Source organism: Xenococcus sp. PCC 7305, from assembly GCF_000332055.1.
Lineage (GTDB): Bacteria > Cyanobacteriota > Cyanobacteriia > Cyanobacteriales > Xenococcaceae > Xenococcus.
Genome location: NZ_ALVZ01000149.1, coordinates 1 through 16415, shown reverse-complemented (window position 1 = coordinate 16415; position 16415 = coordinate 1). Strand labels below are relative to the sequence as shown.

Here is a 16415-nt window from a genome sequence, read left to right as displayed (position 1 = left end):
CGCTACCAATAGCTAAAAATAGTTGGCTATAATTTCCTGGTATAAGATCGCAGATAGGCTACACTAACAAGTGCCGATTTGCGATCTTTTTGCTGTGTCAGAGAAACTTAAACAAGTCATAATTTATACCGATGGTGCTTGCACTGGGAATCCTGGTGCTGGGGGTTATGGTGCAGTATTGATTTACGGGGAGCATCGTCAGGAAATCTCGGGAGGTTATAAGCGAACTACGAATAACCGGATGGAAATGATGGCTGCGATCGCAGCTTTGCAGAGCTTGAAACAACAGTGCATAGTGACACTCCATAGTGATTCTAAATATGTGGTGGATGCTGTAATGAAAGGCTGGGCCAGAAAATGGCAAGCTAATGGCTGGAAAAGAAATAAAAAAGAAAAAGCTAAAAATCCTGATCTCTGGCAGAAATTATTGGATTTATGTGATCAACATCAGGTCGAATTTGTCTGGGTCAAAGGTCATGCTGGGATTCCCGAAAACGAAAGATGTGATACTCTAGCGGTCGCTGCTGCGAGGCAGCCTGATTTACCGAAAGATGTGGGTTATATTTAATGGTGAAAACACTCCATCAACTGACTTCTACTTGCTTAAGTGGGATCGCGATCGCGATCCTGGGGATTTTGTTTCAAGGTGCGACGAGCAGGGTTTTAGCTCAAGAAGCAACCACCGCAAAGCAGGATTCCTGCACCGATGCTAATGCCCTATTAGCCAAGGCTCAAGATTATGATGTCATTGTCTTTGGGGATGAGGTGCCTGGGGTAATGACTGCAATTAAAGTTAAACGAGAATTAGAGCGGCGAGCTGGCAAGGCAAAAGTCGCCTTAATCACAGAAGGGGATACCGCAAAAGGTATTGGGGGACATTTGGTTAGAGGCGGTTTAGCTTATCTCGATCGCAATCAGGTTCCTCGGGATATGCGGGACGAATTAGGATTCTTTGGTGCTTCGAGTCAACTTTATCAAGAATTTCTTGATCTGACCGGGACAGATGCGATCGCCTTGGATCGCTTTAGGGCAACTCAAGCCTTTGAGAATGTATTTTTGAGAGAAAATATTGATTTAATTGGTAATGTCAAGCTACAGTCTGTCGCCACTGCAAACAAGTCAGTCTGTTCTTTAACTACTGTCAATAATGGCTCTTTTATTGCTAAGCAGTTTGTCGATGCGACCCAAGGGGGCAAATTAGCAGAGATCAGTGGGGTAGAAATTACTAAAGGATTTGCCCAACTAGGTTTGCCCGATAGTTCCCTCAGTGTGGGTTGGGTGTTTGAAGTTTACGGTTCAGACATAGAGCAACTCAAACAAATAGAATTAGCATTGATCAATCGTTTTTTAGATAAAGGCGATCGCCAGTCTCAAGATTGGTTAGCTACTGCTACGGGCAATAATCCTGAGGAGTTAGCCGAGTTTGAAAACTCGTTTACAGATAGTTATGACCGGCCAGCTATTATGTACCAGGCCACACCCGATTCGGCAGATGTGCGGGCCCTCGCATTTAGTGGTGCTTATCATGGCAAGACTAATACCTTATTTGATTTGCGAAAAACCTCAGGAATACTTGATCGCGCGAATATTGCGGTGCTTGATAATCGACTGAGTCTGAATGCTTTGTTGTTTGATGTCACTGCCACTCAGGCCAGAGAATTGAGTAATAATGGTGCCCAACCCACACCGATGATGGCAGAAATGGCTCAGGAAGTGACAGCTTTTTTTCTCGGCTTGGGAATGCAACGGATTGAGTTTATGGACGAGCTTTATATTCGCACGGCAGGACAAATAGCTGAATCTTTGGATGATTTGACGGCGACTAAGATGACTGATGGTGGTGTGCCAGCCGAAGAAGCTTTGGGTACTTTTTCTTACCACTTGGATGCTAGAGGTGGCATTGATGGTTTTTGGGAAAGAGTAGCCGAAAAAGGTATCCATGAGATTAGAGGCTTTCTCATGCCCACTTTTAACTACGGGTTTCGCCATACTTTGCCAGTGGAATATGAAAACCTCTCGGTATTAAGTCCTGCCTCAGGTTTTGGTGGCTTGGGGACAACTGCTGGTCGGATTGTCGAATTTAATGTTTCTGTGGGTGAAGGCTTAGCGATCGCAAACGCGATCTCGATTACACAAGAACGTTCTTTGCATTCAATTACCAATCAAGAAGTGAAACAAAATCTCGGCTATACTCCCAAGATTTATGGCAAGCCTACCAGCAGCTGGTTTGATATCTTTACTGTCGAAAAAGCTTTGCGGAAATTTTAAGTTCAAAGATCACGAACTAATGGTCACAGTTAAAGTCAATCCTGTCATGCGCCAAGTAGCAAAGCAGTTATCGAACAAAACCTGGCTAGCTTCAGCTAAATCACCATCTTCTCCGACAAATCCCCCCTCAATCAACTTGCCGCCTCTAGTTTCTAAATTGAGACGTGTTTTGCCATTGTCACTCTGCTGAAGCATCAATCTGCCCCTAGCTAGCACTTGCCCTGCTCGGCTAATAATTGCACATTCCATTAATAGATTCTTGCATAGATAAAACAATATTCCAAATCAATCATTCCATTCTCCTCGTGGCGGCAAGGGAGGATTGCGACGAAAGGTTCGGGTTAAATCCCCATCAACGGCCCTTTCTCCTTTCAGCCATTGCTTGACAGCAGCTTCAATGGTTTTACTGGGATTGTTTGTGAGATGCTTGAGCTCTTCTATTACTTCAGGAGGGAGAGAAACGGATATTTCTACTTTTTCGGTGGAACGCCCTTGCTCCACAAGATTATCATTCATGCAATTGTCAAAATAGTCTTCATTCAATATTGTAACGGTTGGGACTGGCCAGAAATATATTTATTAACATCCTTGAGACAAGACTTCAAGATTGTTTAACTAGATCAACCCAGAAAATCATTGTATTTTAAAACAAATAGCTATCTTCTTTAAAGGCATCGCAATTTGACCTAATAGTTTATCGTTATTAATTTTGATGACTCAGCAACGTACAACCAGAGCAACCAAAAACATAACTGATGCTAGCCATTTCGTTAATACCTATTATAGTATTTTGGGGCTACATCCCGCGGCTTCTGTGATCGAGATTCGGCGTACTTACCGCAAACTTAGTAAAAAATACCATCCAGATACCACAGAGCAGCCTTTAGCTGTTGCTGAAGCAAAATTTCGGCAAATTAATGAAGCCTATGCCACTCTTAGTAATCCTGAGAGACGATCTCTATATGATATGAAGATTGGCTACTCTCGAATTAATGTGATTCAAGCTCCTCACGGTTGGGAATTTGACATTGATGAGCCCCAATCTAACTCGGCCTATCTAGACCCAATTGACCGACCCCTTTCGGCAGGTGAAATTTTCATGTTACTCCTTTTGGGGATAACTTTTTTAGGTTGTATTCTCCTCGTTTTAACTGTGGCTTATTTACGAGGGTGAACAAAACATTCTATACTTTACAAAAATTCAATAATTATCACTTAATATTACCTAACTTATCTCTTCTCAGAGGTAGCCTATTTTTGGTAGCGTAATACTCAGGGAAAATTGAACTAAATAATAATTTTATTTAGCCATCTGTTACTCAAGTCTAATTAAATCAGGAGAGATCACAAAATGACTATTCTTTTTCAGCTACTATTGACTGTTTTGGTGTTATTTTCATTTGTAATGGTGGTTGGGGTTCCTGTTGCCTATGCCTCCCCTCAAAATTGGGGACAATCTAAGAACTTATTGTATGTTGGTTCAGGGATTTGGGCTGCTTTGGTTATTGTGGTAGGTGTTTTGAACTTTTTTGTTATTTAAAACTTCCCAGATATTATGCTGACTGCGATCAGGATGTCCCTGATCGCCTGTTGTCTTGGAGATAAATAGCCAAGTTTAACCTAACCCCTAACCCCTAACCCCTAACCCCTAACCCCTAAAACCTAACCCCTAAAACCTAAAACCTAAAACCTAAAAAACCCAATCCCCTATGACTGTATTTGAAGGAAGCTTTGCTGGTGATACCTCTTCATTCCGTTTTGCGATCGTAATTGGCCGTTTCAATGATTTAGTAACGGGGAAATTACTCTCTGGTTGTCAGGATTGTTTAAAACGACATGGCATAGATGTTGATCCCCAAGGAACGCAAGTTGATTATGTTTGGGTACCTGGTAGTTTTGAAGTTTCGATGATGGCTCGTCAATTGGCTATTAGCGATCGCTATAATGCCATAATTTGTCTTGGGGCAGTAATTCGCGGACAAACACCTCATTTTGACTATGTTTCCTCTGAGGCTGCTAAAGGGGTGGCCGCTGCTAGTTTCCAAACCGGGGTTCCCGTAATTTTTGGAGTATTAACCACCGACACTATGCAACAAGCCTTAGAAAGGGCAGGAATTAAGAGTAATCTTGGCTGGAGCTATGCTCTAGACGCCTTGGAAATGGCAAGCCTGATGCAACAAATTAAGTAAAATGTCGAATCGTCTTTCTCCTGCTCTCGCTAGTAAATTAGCGACCCCTCTTCAGATTGGCTCTGTAGTTTTGGAAAGTCGAGTTTTGCAGTCTCCTTTATCTGGGGTGACTGATTTGGTGTTTCGCCGACTAGTCAGACGTTATGCGCCCAAATCGATGATCTATACCGAAATGGTTAGTGCCAAAGAAATACATCACCTCCAAACTTTGCCTCAACTGATGGAAATTGCTCCTGGAGAAGAACCCATTAGTATTCAGTTGTTTGATTGTCGTCCCGATTTCATGGCTGAAGCAGCTCAAAAAGCAGTTGCTGAAGGCGCGTTGACTATTGATATAAATATGGGTTGCCCCGTAAATAAAATCACCAAAAAAGGTGGTGGCTCTTCTTTGCTACGTCAGCCAGAAGTTGCTGAGGCGATCGTCAAAACTGTGGTGGATGCAGTAGAGGTGCCTGTAACGGTAAAAACTCGTTTAGGTTGGGACGATGACCAGATTACGATTCTTGATTTTGCCCGTAGAATGGAGGCTTCTGGCGCTAGTATGCTAACTTTACATGCCCGTACGCGCGCTCAAGGCTATCAGGGCACAGCAAGATGGGAATGGATCGCTAAAGTCAAGAAAGTTCTCTCAATTCCCGTTATTGCTAATGGTGATATCTTCTCTGTGGAAGCGGCGATCGCATGCTTGTCTCAAACCGGAGCCGATGGGGTCATGTGTTCTCGAGGAACTCTCGGTTATCCTTTTTTAGTGGGAGAAATCGATCATTTTCTGAGAACAGGTCAAGTTTTGCCGCCTCCTAGTATCAAAGCCAGACTGCAATGTGGCAAAGAACATCTTCAGGGTCTATGGGAATATAAAGGCCAACGGGGAATCATTCAGTCCCGCAAACATATGGCTTGGTATTGTAAGGGATTTCCTGGAGCTGCAGAATTACGTGACAAGCTCTCCCGTATCGAAAGCTTAGAACAGGGCTATCAATTAATAGATCGAGCAATTTTTAATTACTGAAGTCCAAAACAGATCGCTAAAATAGCTTTGTCAGACATGTTTTGAGTAATATAGGAGGATTATAGTTGAATTTAAACTTAAATGCTATGTTTTTGTTGTTTTAAGGTAGTAGAAGTAATTAAAGAATCTTAATTACCTATTATCTAATTAACTATTACTTAATAGTCCTAAAAATATGGCATTTCTTCAGGTTAGTATAAATCCTAATATTATTCAGGAAGGGGAAGGCACATCCTTTACCGCTACCTTTACTCTCATAGAAGTATCAGGCGATCCAGCTACCCCAGATCACTCTTTCAATTGGTCTATCGGTTCGCCATTCCCGTTTTTTGAAACTGCTAATCTCGCGGATGCAGATTTTCCCAGTGGATTTTCTGGAACCGTTAGTTTTAGCGGATATGGCAATGAAAATGCGGTAGAATTAATAATTGCCACTCCTCTTCAAGATGAAGTAGAAGAAAACGATGAGGCTTATACTTTTAATATCGATACTAATAGCTTTTCTGGCACCAATGGCATTACTTACTTCGGTGCAACGCAAACTTTTTTAATTGTTGAAGATGAATGTTTTCTAGAGGGGACAAATATCCTCACAGAGCAGGGTTATCGTCGGATAGAAGAGCTAAAAATTGGAGATAAGGTAAAAACCTTTGATGGAAAATTGGAAGAAATCAAATGGATTGGGAAGCAAACTCGCCATCGTTTCACAGCTCATCCGCTTCGTTCTCTACCAATTCAAATTAAAGCAGGAGCTTTAGGCAATAATCTACCTCATCGAGATCTCTTTGTTTCCCCAGATCATTCAGTATTAATTGAGGGTTTATTAATTAATGCTGGGGCCCTCGAAAATGGGATTTCTATTGTCAAAACCCATCCAAATCAGTATATCTATTACCATATAGAACTGGAAAATCATGCTTTGTTGGATGCAGAGGGTGTTCCGGCAGAGAGCTTTTTCCCGAACAAGGAGGATCGCTCAACCTATGACAATAGTGACGAGTACGAAAAATTATATCCCCAGGGCAGTAATTTGATGTTTTGGCCTATGGATTATCCCCGCATTAGTAGTAAGAATAAAGTTCCTCTTTTTGTCAGCGAAAAATTGATGAAGATTGCTAATCAATTAAATGAGGAAAAAGCTTTACACACAGCTTAACTCTCAAAAGCTAGAGTTTATAACTTATATATAACTAAGACTAAAAGTGAGTAATTGTAGATGAAAGATTGATGGATATTATTTATCAGTCTTTTTGTCTTTATCCTAAGTCTAGACATAGCAATTCTTCCACCCGTGATGTACAGAAAATCTAAGCTTTAGGGAATGCGCATCAAGATAGGGAATAGCGAACAGGGAATAGGGAATAAGAAACAGGAAAAGGAAAACATATCTAATGGCTTTGAGCCCTGCTATATAGATTTTTTTGTTTATAAAGTAGAGTATAGTAAGCCTAATATTTAAGATACAAGTAGTAGGTAATGTAAGATAATAAAAATTATTTTATGACAACAATGATAACTATAAAACAAAGAAAAAATTTTTTCCCTTGACTAGATGAGTAATTAACTTATTATAAAGAATAAATAGCATGCTCATCTTCTATAAATTATGCAAAATTTGATATCTAAGACTCCACAAGAGCGTTTATCAGATATTAAAAAACTCGGGAATACTCCTAAATCCATAACGGAAATCAACAAATTATTATTGGATTTTCCTAATTTTGTCTCTGGGTGGATAGCATTAGGATTAATCTACCGCCAATCTGGCGATCACCAATTAGCTTTAAACACCTTCCAAAAAGCGATAAAAATTGAGCCAAGGAATACTAAAGTAAAACTAGAATTGGCAGCAGAGCAATTACACTACGGCCAAATTAAAGAATGTAGTCAGAATATCCAAGAAGTTCTTGCAATTAATCCAAACCATGAAATCGCATTTGTTAAACAGGGAGAACTTAATCGCAGTCAAAATAAGCGTCGGAAAGCATTAGCATCATTTCAAAAAGCTTTAGACTTAAATCCTCAATCATTTCTTGCTAATTTTAATGTTGCTGTTGAACTAAGAGAATTAGGAGCTTTAAAAAGGGCGGAGCAGCATTTTATCCAAGCCTTAGAATATAATGCAAATCATTTTCATACCCTAATTCATATGGGTATATTACAGCGAAAAAAACAAAGATATAATCTTGCTCTTGAATATTTTCAAAAAGCGATCACAATTGAGCCGACAAAAATTGAACCCTACCTTAGTAGGCTAGATATTTTATGTCATAGGAAACAATTTAAGAAAGCTAAAAATCAAATTAATCAACTTTTAGAAAATTTTCCTAATTCTATATCTGCATTGTTAAAAGCAGGAGTCACTTATCGTCAGCTCGGCGATCGCAAAGCAGCCTTAAATACTTTTCAAGAAGCGATAAAGCTTGCACCTAATAATCAAAATATCAAGTTGGAGTTATCTGCCGAACAATTTTATCAAGGTCAAATTGAAGAATGTCGTAAAAATATTCAGGAGATTCTAGAAATAAACCCAAAACAGGGAGGGGCGATTATTAGGCTGGGAGAACTTTACCGTAAAGAAAATAATCGGCCCAAAGCATTAGCATCATTCCAAAAAGCTTTAGACTTAAATCCTCAATCATTTCTTGCTAATTTTAATGTTGCTGTTGAGCTAAGAGAATTGGGAGATTTTGAAGCGGCGGAGCAACATTTTATTAAAGCTTTAGAATATAACAAAAATCATTTTTATGCCCTAATTCATATGGGTATATTACAGCGAAAAAAACAAAAATATAATCTTGCTCTTGAATATTTTCAAAAAGCGATCACAATTGAGCCGACAAAAATTGAACCTCATCTTGCAAAAATCGATGTTTCATGTGATGTGGGGCGTTTTCACGAAGCAGAAAACAGGCTCAAAGTTTTACAACAAAAATATCCTGAAGAATATATCATTTCCATTTTCTCTGGTCATTTTGCCAGAAAGTTAGGCCAAGAAGAAAAGGCATTAGAATGGTTTTGCCTGGCTCAAAAACAAGCTAAGAGTAAAGATCAAAAATTAGAAGCTAAAATCTTAAAAATTGAAACATTAACCAACTTGAAAAGTTTGGAAAATGTCGCAAACCCTGTGGAGACAATTCTTGTAGAATTTCCTGATGATCTACGTTCTCAGATGCTTCAAGGGTTGATTTTAGAAAAAAAGCTCAATCTCATTGAGGCAGCAAAAGTCTACCAAAATGTCTTAGCAACTAACCCAAATCATCTACAAGTCAGCATTAAACTGGCGAGAGTGTACAGCCAGTCGGCTCAAATACCGGCAAGCATTAATCTTCTCGAAGAGACTTATCAAATATTGGGTGCCAACCTCAATGTTTTTATAGAATTAGGTTCTATTTATCAAGCCTTAGAAAATTGGGATCTAGCATCCCAATGGTATGAAAAGGCATACCAAAAATATCCCTATAATCATCAGGGATATTCTCATTTGGCCAATTTGATGTTTATTCAAGGAGAAACTGAATCGGCAATTAAATTACTGCAAAAAGCCCAAGCTGCTCTTCCCTATTCACTACCGATTAATATCCGATCAATAGATTTTCAAATACGTTTAGGCAATCTTGGGCTGAGCCATAAACTTCTCAAAAAAGCACTTAAGCAATTCCCTAATAATGTAGAACTATTATGGCAGCTTTGCCGAGTACATATGCAACAGGGGGATTATGTGATTGCCCTTGAGACACTAGATAAAATTTCTACTGACAATTTAAATTGGATTAGACAAACAGAACAGCTTAGAGCGAACATCTACTTCTGTCAATACGACTATCAAAAAGCAGAACAACATTTTAGGCAAGCGATCGCATCGGTACCTTTAGCGACAACAGAAAGAAATGGACTAGCGACTATTTTGATGTTAACGGGCAGAATAACGGAAGCCCGCCAAGAATTGAAAATCGCCACAGAAAAACTCAATTTAAAAACTCCTCCTGGTCAATCTTTGGTACCTCTTAGGGGTCATGCGGCAATGGTTACTAATGAGCTGAGGATCAATCCCCCTTTAATGACAAAACTCCTGGCAACCCAACAAAAAATAGGAGCCGCAAAAATCTTCGCATTAGGAAATCTACTTGCTCAAGAACCTAATTATTTGGGAACAGCTCTTTATCTAGCAAGGGAACTAAGGTTACAAGGAATTTTTGAAAAAGTTAGACAAGTCCTACCACAAACAACAACAAATACCCCAATTATTCCCCGGAAAATTGTGCAATTTTGGGATCAACCTCAACCACCAAAAGAAATCCAAAGAATTTGTCAAAGCTGGAGCAATCTTAACCCTGAATACGAATATACTCTTTTCTCTTTGAAGACTGCGGTTGCCTTTATCCAAGAACATTACGATCAAAAAGTCCTGAAAGCATTTGCTAATTGCGATCATCCAGCTACTCAAGCTGATTTTTTTAGATTGGCATATCTCAATAAAATGGGTGGGTTTTATGTCGATGCGGATGATTTATGTCGTCAATCATTAGATAATATAGTTAATCTGAATCCTGAACTAGTGATCCTTCAGGAAGATTTCGCTTGTATCGGTAATAATTTTTTGGGTTGTATTCCAGGTCAAAGTATGATCCAAACCGCCTTTGCTCAAGCTGTCGATAATTTGAGTGATTACTGTAATGAAAGTCCTTGGTTTAAAACAGGCCCTGGGCTGATCACGACCGTAGTTTGCGGTGGTTTAGTTCCTTATCTTACCCAGAAAGATTATAGGACCTGGCCGCGATTACTCGTTTTAACGCAAGCTCAACTAAGAAAGATTATTAATCAGCATATTTATCTGCCGTATAAGCAAACGACTAAAAACTGGCAATATAATGCTTACCACAGAAAAATTAAGAATCCACTTATCCATAGTAACTAATCACATAAAAGTCAGAATCGAAAATCTTTTTGGCATATTCCCAGACAAGAGCACAGTTTCCCTTACAATAAGCTACTGCATGGTGAGATTACAACAAAAAGATAGACTAAACGAAATAACTATGGCAAAGGTTCTTGTCTCCGATCCAATCGATCAAGCTGGGATTGACATTCTTTCTCAGGTTGCTCATGTTGATATTAAAACAAAACTATCCCTTGAAGAATTGGTTGCGATTATTCCCGAATATGATGCAATTATGATTCGTTCTGGCACAAAAGTAACTCAGGAAGTAGTTGAAGCTGGCCAAAACTTAAAAATTATTGGTCGTGCTGGAGTAGGCGTAGATAATGTAGATGTTGCTGCGGCTACTCGCAAAGGGATTGTGGTGGTGAACTCCCCCGAAGGAAATACGATTGCGGCGGCCGAACATGCTCTAGCAATGATGCTTTCGCTTTCCCGTCAAGTTCCTGCGGCGAATCAATCTCTCAAGAGCGGCAAATGGGAACGTAAAAAGTTCATGGGCAATGAAGTATACAAAAAAACTTTGGGTGTAGTTGGCTTGGGGAAAATTGGTGCTCATGTCGCTACGGTAGCCCGCTCTATGGGGATGAAACTATTAGCCTATGACCCTTTTGTTTCTACAGAAAGAGCAGAAAGATTGGGTTGTCGTCTTGTGGATTTAGATTTACTGTTTTCTGAATCAGATTATATTACTCTCCATATTCCCAGAACCAATGAAACAGCTAATTTAATCAATGCGACAGCCTTGGCAAAAATGAAGCCCAATGCTCGTATTATTAATTGTGCTCGTGGAGGAATTATTGATGAGTCGGCCCTCGCCGAAGCTCTCAAGGAAGGCAAGATCGCAGGGGCAGCTCTGGATGTATTTTCCAGTGAACCTTTAGGGGAATCTCCTTTGACAGAATTAGGGCCTAACTTGGTTTTGACCCCTCATCTAGGAGCTTCCACCGCAGAAGCGCAAGTTAATGTGGCAGTGGATGTTGCAGAACAAATTAGAGATGTCTTGTTAGGGCTCCCCGCGAGATCTGCTGTCAATATTCCTGGGCTGAATCCTGACGTGATGGAAAAACTTCGGCCCTATCTTACGTTGGCTGAAACTCTAGGCAATATGGTTGGTCAGCTTGCGGGCGGCAGAATTGACCTGTTAAATATTCGTTTACAGGGAGAATTAGCTAGTCAAGATAGTCAACCAATTGTGATTGGGGCACTCAAAGGGCTCTTGTCTCAAGCTCTTCGAGAAAGGGTTAATTATGTTAATGCCAATATTGAAGCCAAGGAACGGGGTATTCGGGTAATTGAAACGAAAGATGCTGCGGTCAAAGATTATTCTGGGGGCTCTCTTCATCTTGAAGCAGAAGGCGCTAATGGTAAGCATTCTGTTACTGGGGCTCTGTTTGGAGAAGATGAACTGCGGATTACCAATTTAGATGAATTTCCTATTAATGTTCCCCCTACTGGTTATATGTTGTTTACTCTGCACCGAGATATGCCGGGTATTATCGGGAAAATTGGCTCACTACTCGGAAGTTACAATGTGAATATTGCGAGTATGCAAGTAGGGCGTAAAATCGTACGTGGTGATGCTGTAATGGTATTGAGTCTTGATGATCCATTACCAGAAGGAATTTTACAAGAAATTACTAAGGTAGCAGGGGTTAGAGATGCCTATACGGTTAAGCTATCTTAGAGATATTGTTGTTAGCTAACCCATACTCGGGAGTAATCCATGTCTGATCGCTGGTGGGAGATTATTGTGCTTTGCGACCCAATTTTGGAGGAGTCAGTTTATTGGCGTCTTGACAAATTTGGTTGTTCGGGGACTGCTACAGAAACTAAGGACGGATTGAATTTGATTCGAGCTTATATTTCCGAGCTTGTCGTACAGTCGTTAGATTTATCTTCTTTATCCGTTTGGTTGAATCAGGACGCGGCGACGTTAGAAGCATCGCCCCCTGAAATACAGTGGAATTTAATTGAAGAAGAAGATTGGAGCAGTAATTGGAAAAAATATTGGCAACCGCAGTCAATTGGCGATCGCTTTTTAATCTATCCTGCTTGGTTAGATGACCCGAGCGAACCTTCAAGATTGCTATTGCGTCTTGATCCAGGAGCTGCCTTTGGCACAGGCACTCATCCCACCACCCAGCTATGTTTAGAATCCTTGGAAATGAGGTTAGGGGAAGAAGATCCAGAATCCACCCCGCCAGTTATCGCCGATATTGGTTGTGGCTCAGGGATTCTGTCGATCGGAGCCTTATTGCTTGGGGTGTCAAAAGTTTATGCAGTGGACACCGATGCCCTAGCAGTTAAGACTTGTGGGAGTAATGCACAACTTAATCAACTTGATGAATCAGCTTTGGTGATCGCCAAAGGCAGTATCGATGAACTACTAGGTCTGGAGAAACCTGTAGATGGCATTGTCTGCAATATCTTGGCGGAGACTATTATCGAGCTGTTTCCCAAGTTTAATAAGATTACCCATGATAAGAGTTGGGCGATTCTGAGCGGAATTTTGTTTGATCAAGCAGATGATATTGCCGATGTTGTCGAAGCTAATGGTTGGACAGTTGCAGCTCTTTGGAAACGACGGGACTGGTGTTGTTTTAACGTCAGGCGATCGGAATATTAATCGAAGGCAGAGGGCAGAGGGCAGAGGGCAGAGGGCAGAGAGGGCAGCGGTGAGACCCCGCGCCGCCGTCAGGCGCAAGGGAACGCTCACCAAGAGAGAGGGCAAAAGCTTAGATGTTTGGGACAAGAAGGTAAAAATTCCTCATCCCTCATCCCTCATCCCTCATCCCTTTAATTAAAGCCAATCATTTGTGTGAGTAAAACTTTTGAGTTCAATGGCATTGCCAGAGGGATCTTTAACAAACATGACATAATGTTCATGCTGTTCTCCTTCGAATTTTAGATGGGGCTTAATGCAAAAACTAACGTTATTTCTTTCTAGGCGTTCTTTGAGATTAAACCATAGATAATAGGGTAAAGCTGCCCCAAAATGAACTAAAGGAGAACCATGTTCATTTTGTTCGCATACTTGTTGATGTTTTTCTGGAGTTACTTCCACAAAAGTTAACTGATGGCCAAAGAAATCGATATGAATGCCTTTGCCGCTTTTGGTGATTCTCCTGACATTACAAGCAAAATTCAACTCATAGAAGTTGCGAGTATCTTCAATATTCAGAGCTGATAAAGATAGATGGAAAATTTGCTTAGCTGTTTTGGAATTAGACTCAACAGCATGGTTTTGATTATTATCAATTACTGGTTTTGCAATGGCTACATTGTACATGAGATGACTCCTTAGTTATTAATTTATTTATGGTGGAAAAATCTTCAATTTATTGACTAAAAGCCCTGATAAATTTGCCAAGATCGCCAAAAAGTGTAAATAGCGAGAATTGTCAATAAATTGCGGAAAGCAAAACTAATTACTTTATTGGATAATTTGGGGAGAAAACGAGTACTCACTTGTGCACCGATGAGCCCGCCCGTACCCAATAAAAGACCTTCTGTGAAGAGAACATTTCCCTGCAAAGCGTGACCTAAACAGGCAGAGATCGCCGTCAGGACAATCACACCTAGACTAGTGCGAATTGCAGTTTTGATTGGTTCTCCTAGCCAAATAATTTGTAGTGGAACCATAATTACTCCCCCTCCAACTCCAAACAACCCTGCCAAAACCCCTGCTGTTCCGCCAGTTGTGATTCTGGCAATTACTGGATTATTATTGGACGTCTGTTGCTGATGCTGATGTTTAGCAATTACTCTTTTGCGAAATTCAACTAGGAAAATGTTCACAACAAGTAGTAATCCAAAAGCGAATAGGAGAAAAGCGGCTGACAATCCTTCTGATAAATAGACCCCAACTTGAGCAAATAGTAGAGCTGGTACTCCTAAATAGAGAAGACTTTTGGGTTTAATGTAACCCATACGCCAGTTCTGAAGGGTGCCGGAGAGTGCCGTAATTGTGATGGCTAAAGCACTGGTTGCTACTGCCTGAATGGGCGAGTAACCGAGAGCTACTAAAAGCGGGACTAGGACTGTGCCCCCTCCAATCCCGAGAAAGCCCGCTAGGATACCAGAGATAAAGCCACCAAAAGCTATAAATAAAAGATTATCGAGAATCATAACTTCGTTTTTCCATGAAGAAAATTATTGACATTGGCGATGGAAATTATTGGTCAAGTTCAATGAGGCAAATTCATGACGATAGACTTTACTTCTAGATATTCCTCTAATCCTTGCTTGCCGCCTTCACGACCAAGGCCAGACTCTTTAACTCCGCCGAAGGGAATTTCATGGGTATAGCCAGCCGCATCATTGACTCCGATCAAGCCATATTCTAGAGCTTCAGATACTCGGACGACCCTTCCCAAATCGCGAGTATACAAATAACTGGCAAGACCATAATTGGTATTATTAGCTCGCCTAATCACTTCCTCTTCAGACTGAAAAGTCATGATAGATGCTACTGGCCCAAATACCTCTTCTTGACAGATTGGCCAAAGATCTTCAACCTTAAGTAGAACTGTCGGTGCGTAAAAAGAACCTTGAGCATAATCGCCCTCGCTTAAATAATTGGCTCCGAGAGCAACTTCTGCCCCTCTTGCTACCGCATCCTCTACCAATCGATGGACTTTTTTCCTAGCTGTCTCATTGATCAAAGGGCCACAATGGACTCCTGCTTTAAATCCTGAGCCAATTTTTAGTTTTTTAGTCTTGGCGACAAAAGCAGTAACAAATTTTTGGGCAATCGTCTGCTGTACATAAATCCGATTGGCGCAAATACAAGATTGTCCTCCGACTCTTAAATATTTAATCGCGATCGCATCATCAACAGCAGCTTCTAAATCGGCGTCGTCAAAGACGATAAAAGGCGCATTGCCCCCTAGTTCAAAAGAGACTCTTTTTAGTGATTTAGCAGCTTTAGCCATTAGCAGTTTTCCTACTTCAGTAGAGCCAGTGAAGCCAATTTTCTTTACCTTCGGGTTATTCAACATTTCCTCAGAAATTGGAATCGGGTTGGAGCCGACAACCACATTCAATACTCCAGGAGGAACTCCAGCATCGTGACATACTTGGGCGATCGCAAGAGCTGTTAAGGGAGTTTGTTCCGCTGGCTTGAGAACAACTGTACAGCCAGCAGCCAGCGCTGGTGCAATCTTACGGACAATCATAGCTGCGGGAAAGTTCCAAGGGGTAATCGCCGCGACGACACCTAGCGGCTGAGACTGAACCCATAATCTTTTATTCGTTGAAGGCGATGGTACTAGAGAACCATAAGCACGACGTGCCTCCTCAGCAAACCAATCGAAATACCCTAACGCAAAATTAACCTCACCCTTAGCTTCGGCAAAAGGCTTGCCATTTTCAAGAACTACCAACCTGGCAATTTCATCTACTCTTTCACTCATAATTTGCCGAGCTTTTTTGAGAATCTGACCCCGTTCCTTGGCGGAGATTTCTGCCCAGGTTTTAAAAGCTAGATCGGCAGAATTAATAGCTTGCTTGGTTTCAAATTCGCCACCATCAGCAATTTTGGCAACTAATGCTCCTGTAGCTGGATTATGGACTTTGAAAGTTTTTTCTGTATCTGCACTAACCCACTGCCCATCAATATACATTTTATGGGATTTTTCTCGGCCATTGGCTAATCTGATCGTCTTAACTTTGGGGATATTTCGGTTTAATCCGACCCATGTAGTAGTGCTACTCATTATGTTACCCTCATGTAAAATAATTTCGCTTGCTCCCTGCTAAACACTTAATTAATAATGCTTAAGTAAATTTACAAGGGCAATTGATGATATTACTGACTTTTTTTGACGTTAATCGCGGCCTTCTATAAACAAATTTTGCTATCTGCGTAGAATTATCACCAGTGATCTTAAGGAATTTAAGAGAAAAGTTAGTGGAAAATCTAAGTTATTTTACTGGTTTTTTCCCCACAATGACGAAAATACCAAATATAAAATATTTTCATTGACATGGAATTGCGTATAAAAGC

The 16415-nt window shown here is 40.7% G+C and carries 14 protein-coding genes and 1 pseudogene; 10 read left to right on the top strand and 5 right to left on the bottom strand.

Translation table 11 applies throughout. The features are described from left to right. Positions 1 to 94 precede the first annotated feature (94 nt). The gene (gene rnhA / locus XEN7305_RS08930) at positions 95 to 568 is read left to right on the top strand and encodes a ribonuclease HI (protein WP_040897217.1); all 474 of its coding nucleotides are present in this window, start codon (positions 95 to 97) and stop codon (positions 566 to 568) included. Continuing rightward, positions 568 to 2268: an FAD-dependent oxidoreductase gene (locus XEN7305_RS08925; protein WP_006509072.1), complete on the top strand. Its 1701-nt coding sequence runs from the start codon at positions 568 to 570 to the stop codon at positions 2266 to 2268. Before rnhA ends, XEN7305_RS08925 begins: the two co-directional genes overlap by 1 nt. A gap of 9 nt (positions 2269 to 2277) precedes the next feature. Here XEN7305_RS08925 and XEN7305_RS08920 read toward each other — a convergent pair whose 3' ends face one another. Both XEN7305_RS08920 and XEN7305_RS08915 read right to left on the bottom strand, forming a co-directional pair. After that, positions 2278 to 2517 carry a hypothetical protein gene (locus tag XEN7305_RS08920; RefSeq protein WP_006509071.1) on the bottom strand — a complete coding sequence of 80 codons (240 nt, stop codon included), beginning with the start codon at positions 2515 to 2517 and terminating at the stop codon, positions 2278 to 2280. A 36-nt stretch (positions 2518 to 2553) separates the two neighbouring features. Next, positions 2554 to 2784, bottom strand: a complete 231-nt coding sequence (locus tag XEN7305_RS08915) for a type II toxin-antitoxin system CcdA family antitoxin (RefSeq protein ID WP_040897211.1) — start codon at positions 2782 to 2784, stop codon at positions 2554 to 2556. Positions 2785 to 2980: 196 nt separating this feature from the next. On the opposite strand from XEN7305_RS08915, the gene XEN7305_RS08910 reads away from it, so the two are divergent. The 8 genes and pseudogenes from XEN7305_RS08910 to prmA all read left to right on the top strand — a co-directional run bounded on the left by XEN7305_RS08910 (position 2981) and on the right by prmA (position 13034). Further along, on the top strand, positions 2981 to 3442 hold the full coding sequence (locus XEN7305_RS08910) for a J domain-containing protein (protein ID WP_006509069.1): 462 nt from the start codon (positions 2981 to 2983) through the stop codon (positions 3440 to 3442). A gap of 177 nt (positions 3443 to 3619) precedes the next feature. Continuing rightward, entirely contained in the window at positions 3620 to 3808 is a 189-nt protein-coding gene (psbZ, locus tag XEN7305_RS08905; RefSeq protein WP_006509068.1) for a photosystem II reaction center protein PsbZ, read from the top strand. A 169-nt stretch (positions 3809 to 3977) separates the two neighbouring features. After that, positions 3978 to 4454 (top strand): annotated as a pseudogene (gene ribH / locus XEN7305_RS08900) (6,7-dimethyl-8-ribityllumazine synthase); the annotation flags it as partial. Positions 4455 to 4458: 4 nt separating this feature from the next. Then, positions 4459 to 5466, top strand: a complete 1008-nt coding sequence (gene dusB / locus XEN7305_RS08895) for a tRNA dihydrouridine synthase DusB (RefSeq protein WP_006509066.1) — start codon at positions 4459 to 4461, stop codon at positions 5464 to 5466. A 175-nt stretch (positions 5467 to 5641) separates the two neighbouring features. Then, a complete protein-coding gene (locus tag XEN7305_RS26550; protein WP_006509065.1) occupies positions 5642 to 6622 on the top strand; it encodes a Hint domain-containing protein in 981 nt (326 codons plus the stop codon). 450 nt (positions 6623 to 7072) lie between these two features. Further along, positions 7073 to 10384 carry a tetratricopeptide repeat protein gene (locus XEN7305_RS08885; RefSeq protein ID WP_006509064.1) on the top strand — a complete coding sequence of 1104 codons (3312 nt, stop codon included), beginning with the start codon at positions 7073 to 7075 and terminating at the stop codon, positions 10382 to 10384. Between the two features lie 121 nt (positions 10385 to 10505). Further along, positions 10506 to 12092 (top strand): phosphoglycerate dehydrogenase, encoded by a 1587-nt coding sequence (gene serA, locus XEN7305_RS08880; protein WP_040897209.1) that lies wholly within the window; start codon positions 10506 to 10508, stop codon positions 12090 to 12092. A 39-nt stretch (positions 12093 to 12131) separates the two neighbouring features. Continuing rightward, positions 12132 to 13034: a 50S ribosomal protein L11 methyltransferase gene (gene prmA, locus XEN7305_RS08875; protein WP_006509062.1), complete on the top strand. Its 903-nt coding sequence runs from the start codon at positions 12132 to 12134 to the stop codon at positions 13032 to 13034. A gap of 174 nt (positions 13035 to 13208) precedes the next feature. On the opposite strand, the gene XEN7305_RS08870 is transcribed toward prmA, so the two are convergent. From XEN7305_RS08870 to XEN7305_RS08860, 3 genes are read right to left on the bottom strand one after another with little or no spacing between them, the layout of a single operon-like run. Continuing rightward, entirely contained in the window at positions 13209 to 13697 is a 489-nt protein-coding gene (locus XEN7305_RS08870) for a hypothetical protein (RefSeq protein ID WP_006509061.1), read from the bottom strand. Between the two features lie 56 nt (positions 13698 to 13753). After that, complete coding sequence (locus XEN7305_RS08865; protein WP_006509060.1) at positions 13754 to 14536, bottom strand: sulfite exporter TauE/SafE family protein; 783 nt, start codon at positions 14534 to 14536, stop codon at positions 13754 to 13756. 59 nt (positions 14537 to 14595) lie between these two features. Then, positions 14596 to 16125: an NAD-dependent succinate-semialdehyde dehydrogenase gene (locus XEN7305_RS08860; protein ID WP_006509059.1), complete on the bottom strand. Its 1530-nt coding sequence runs from the start codon at positions 16123 to 16125 to the stop codon at positions 14596 to 14598. Positions 16126 to 16415 lie beyond the last annotated feature (290 nt).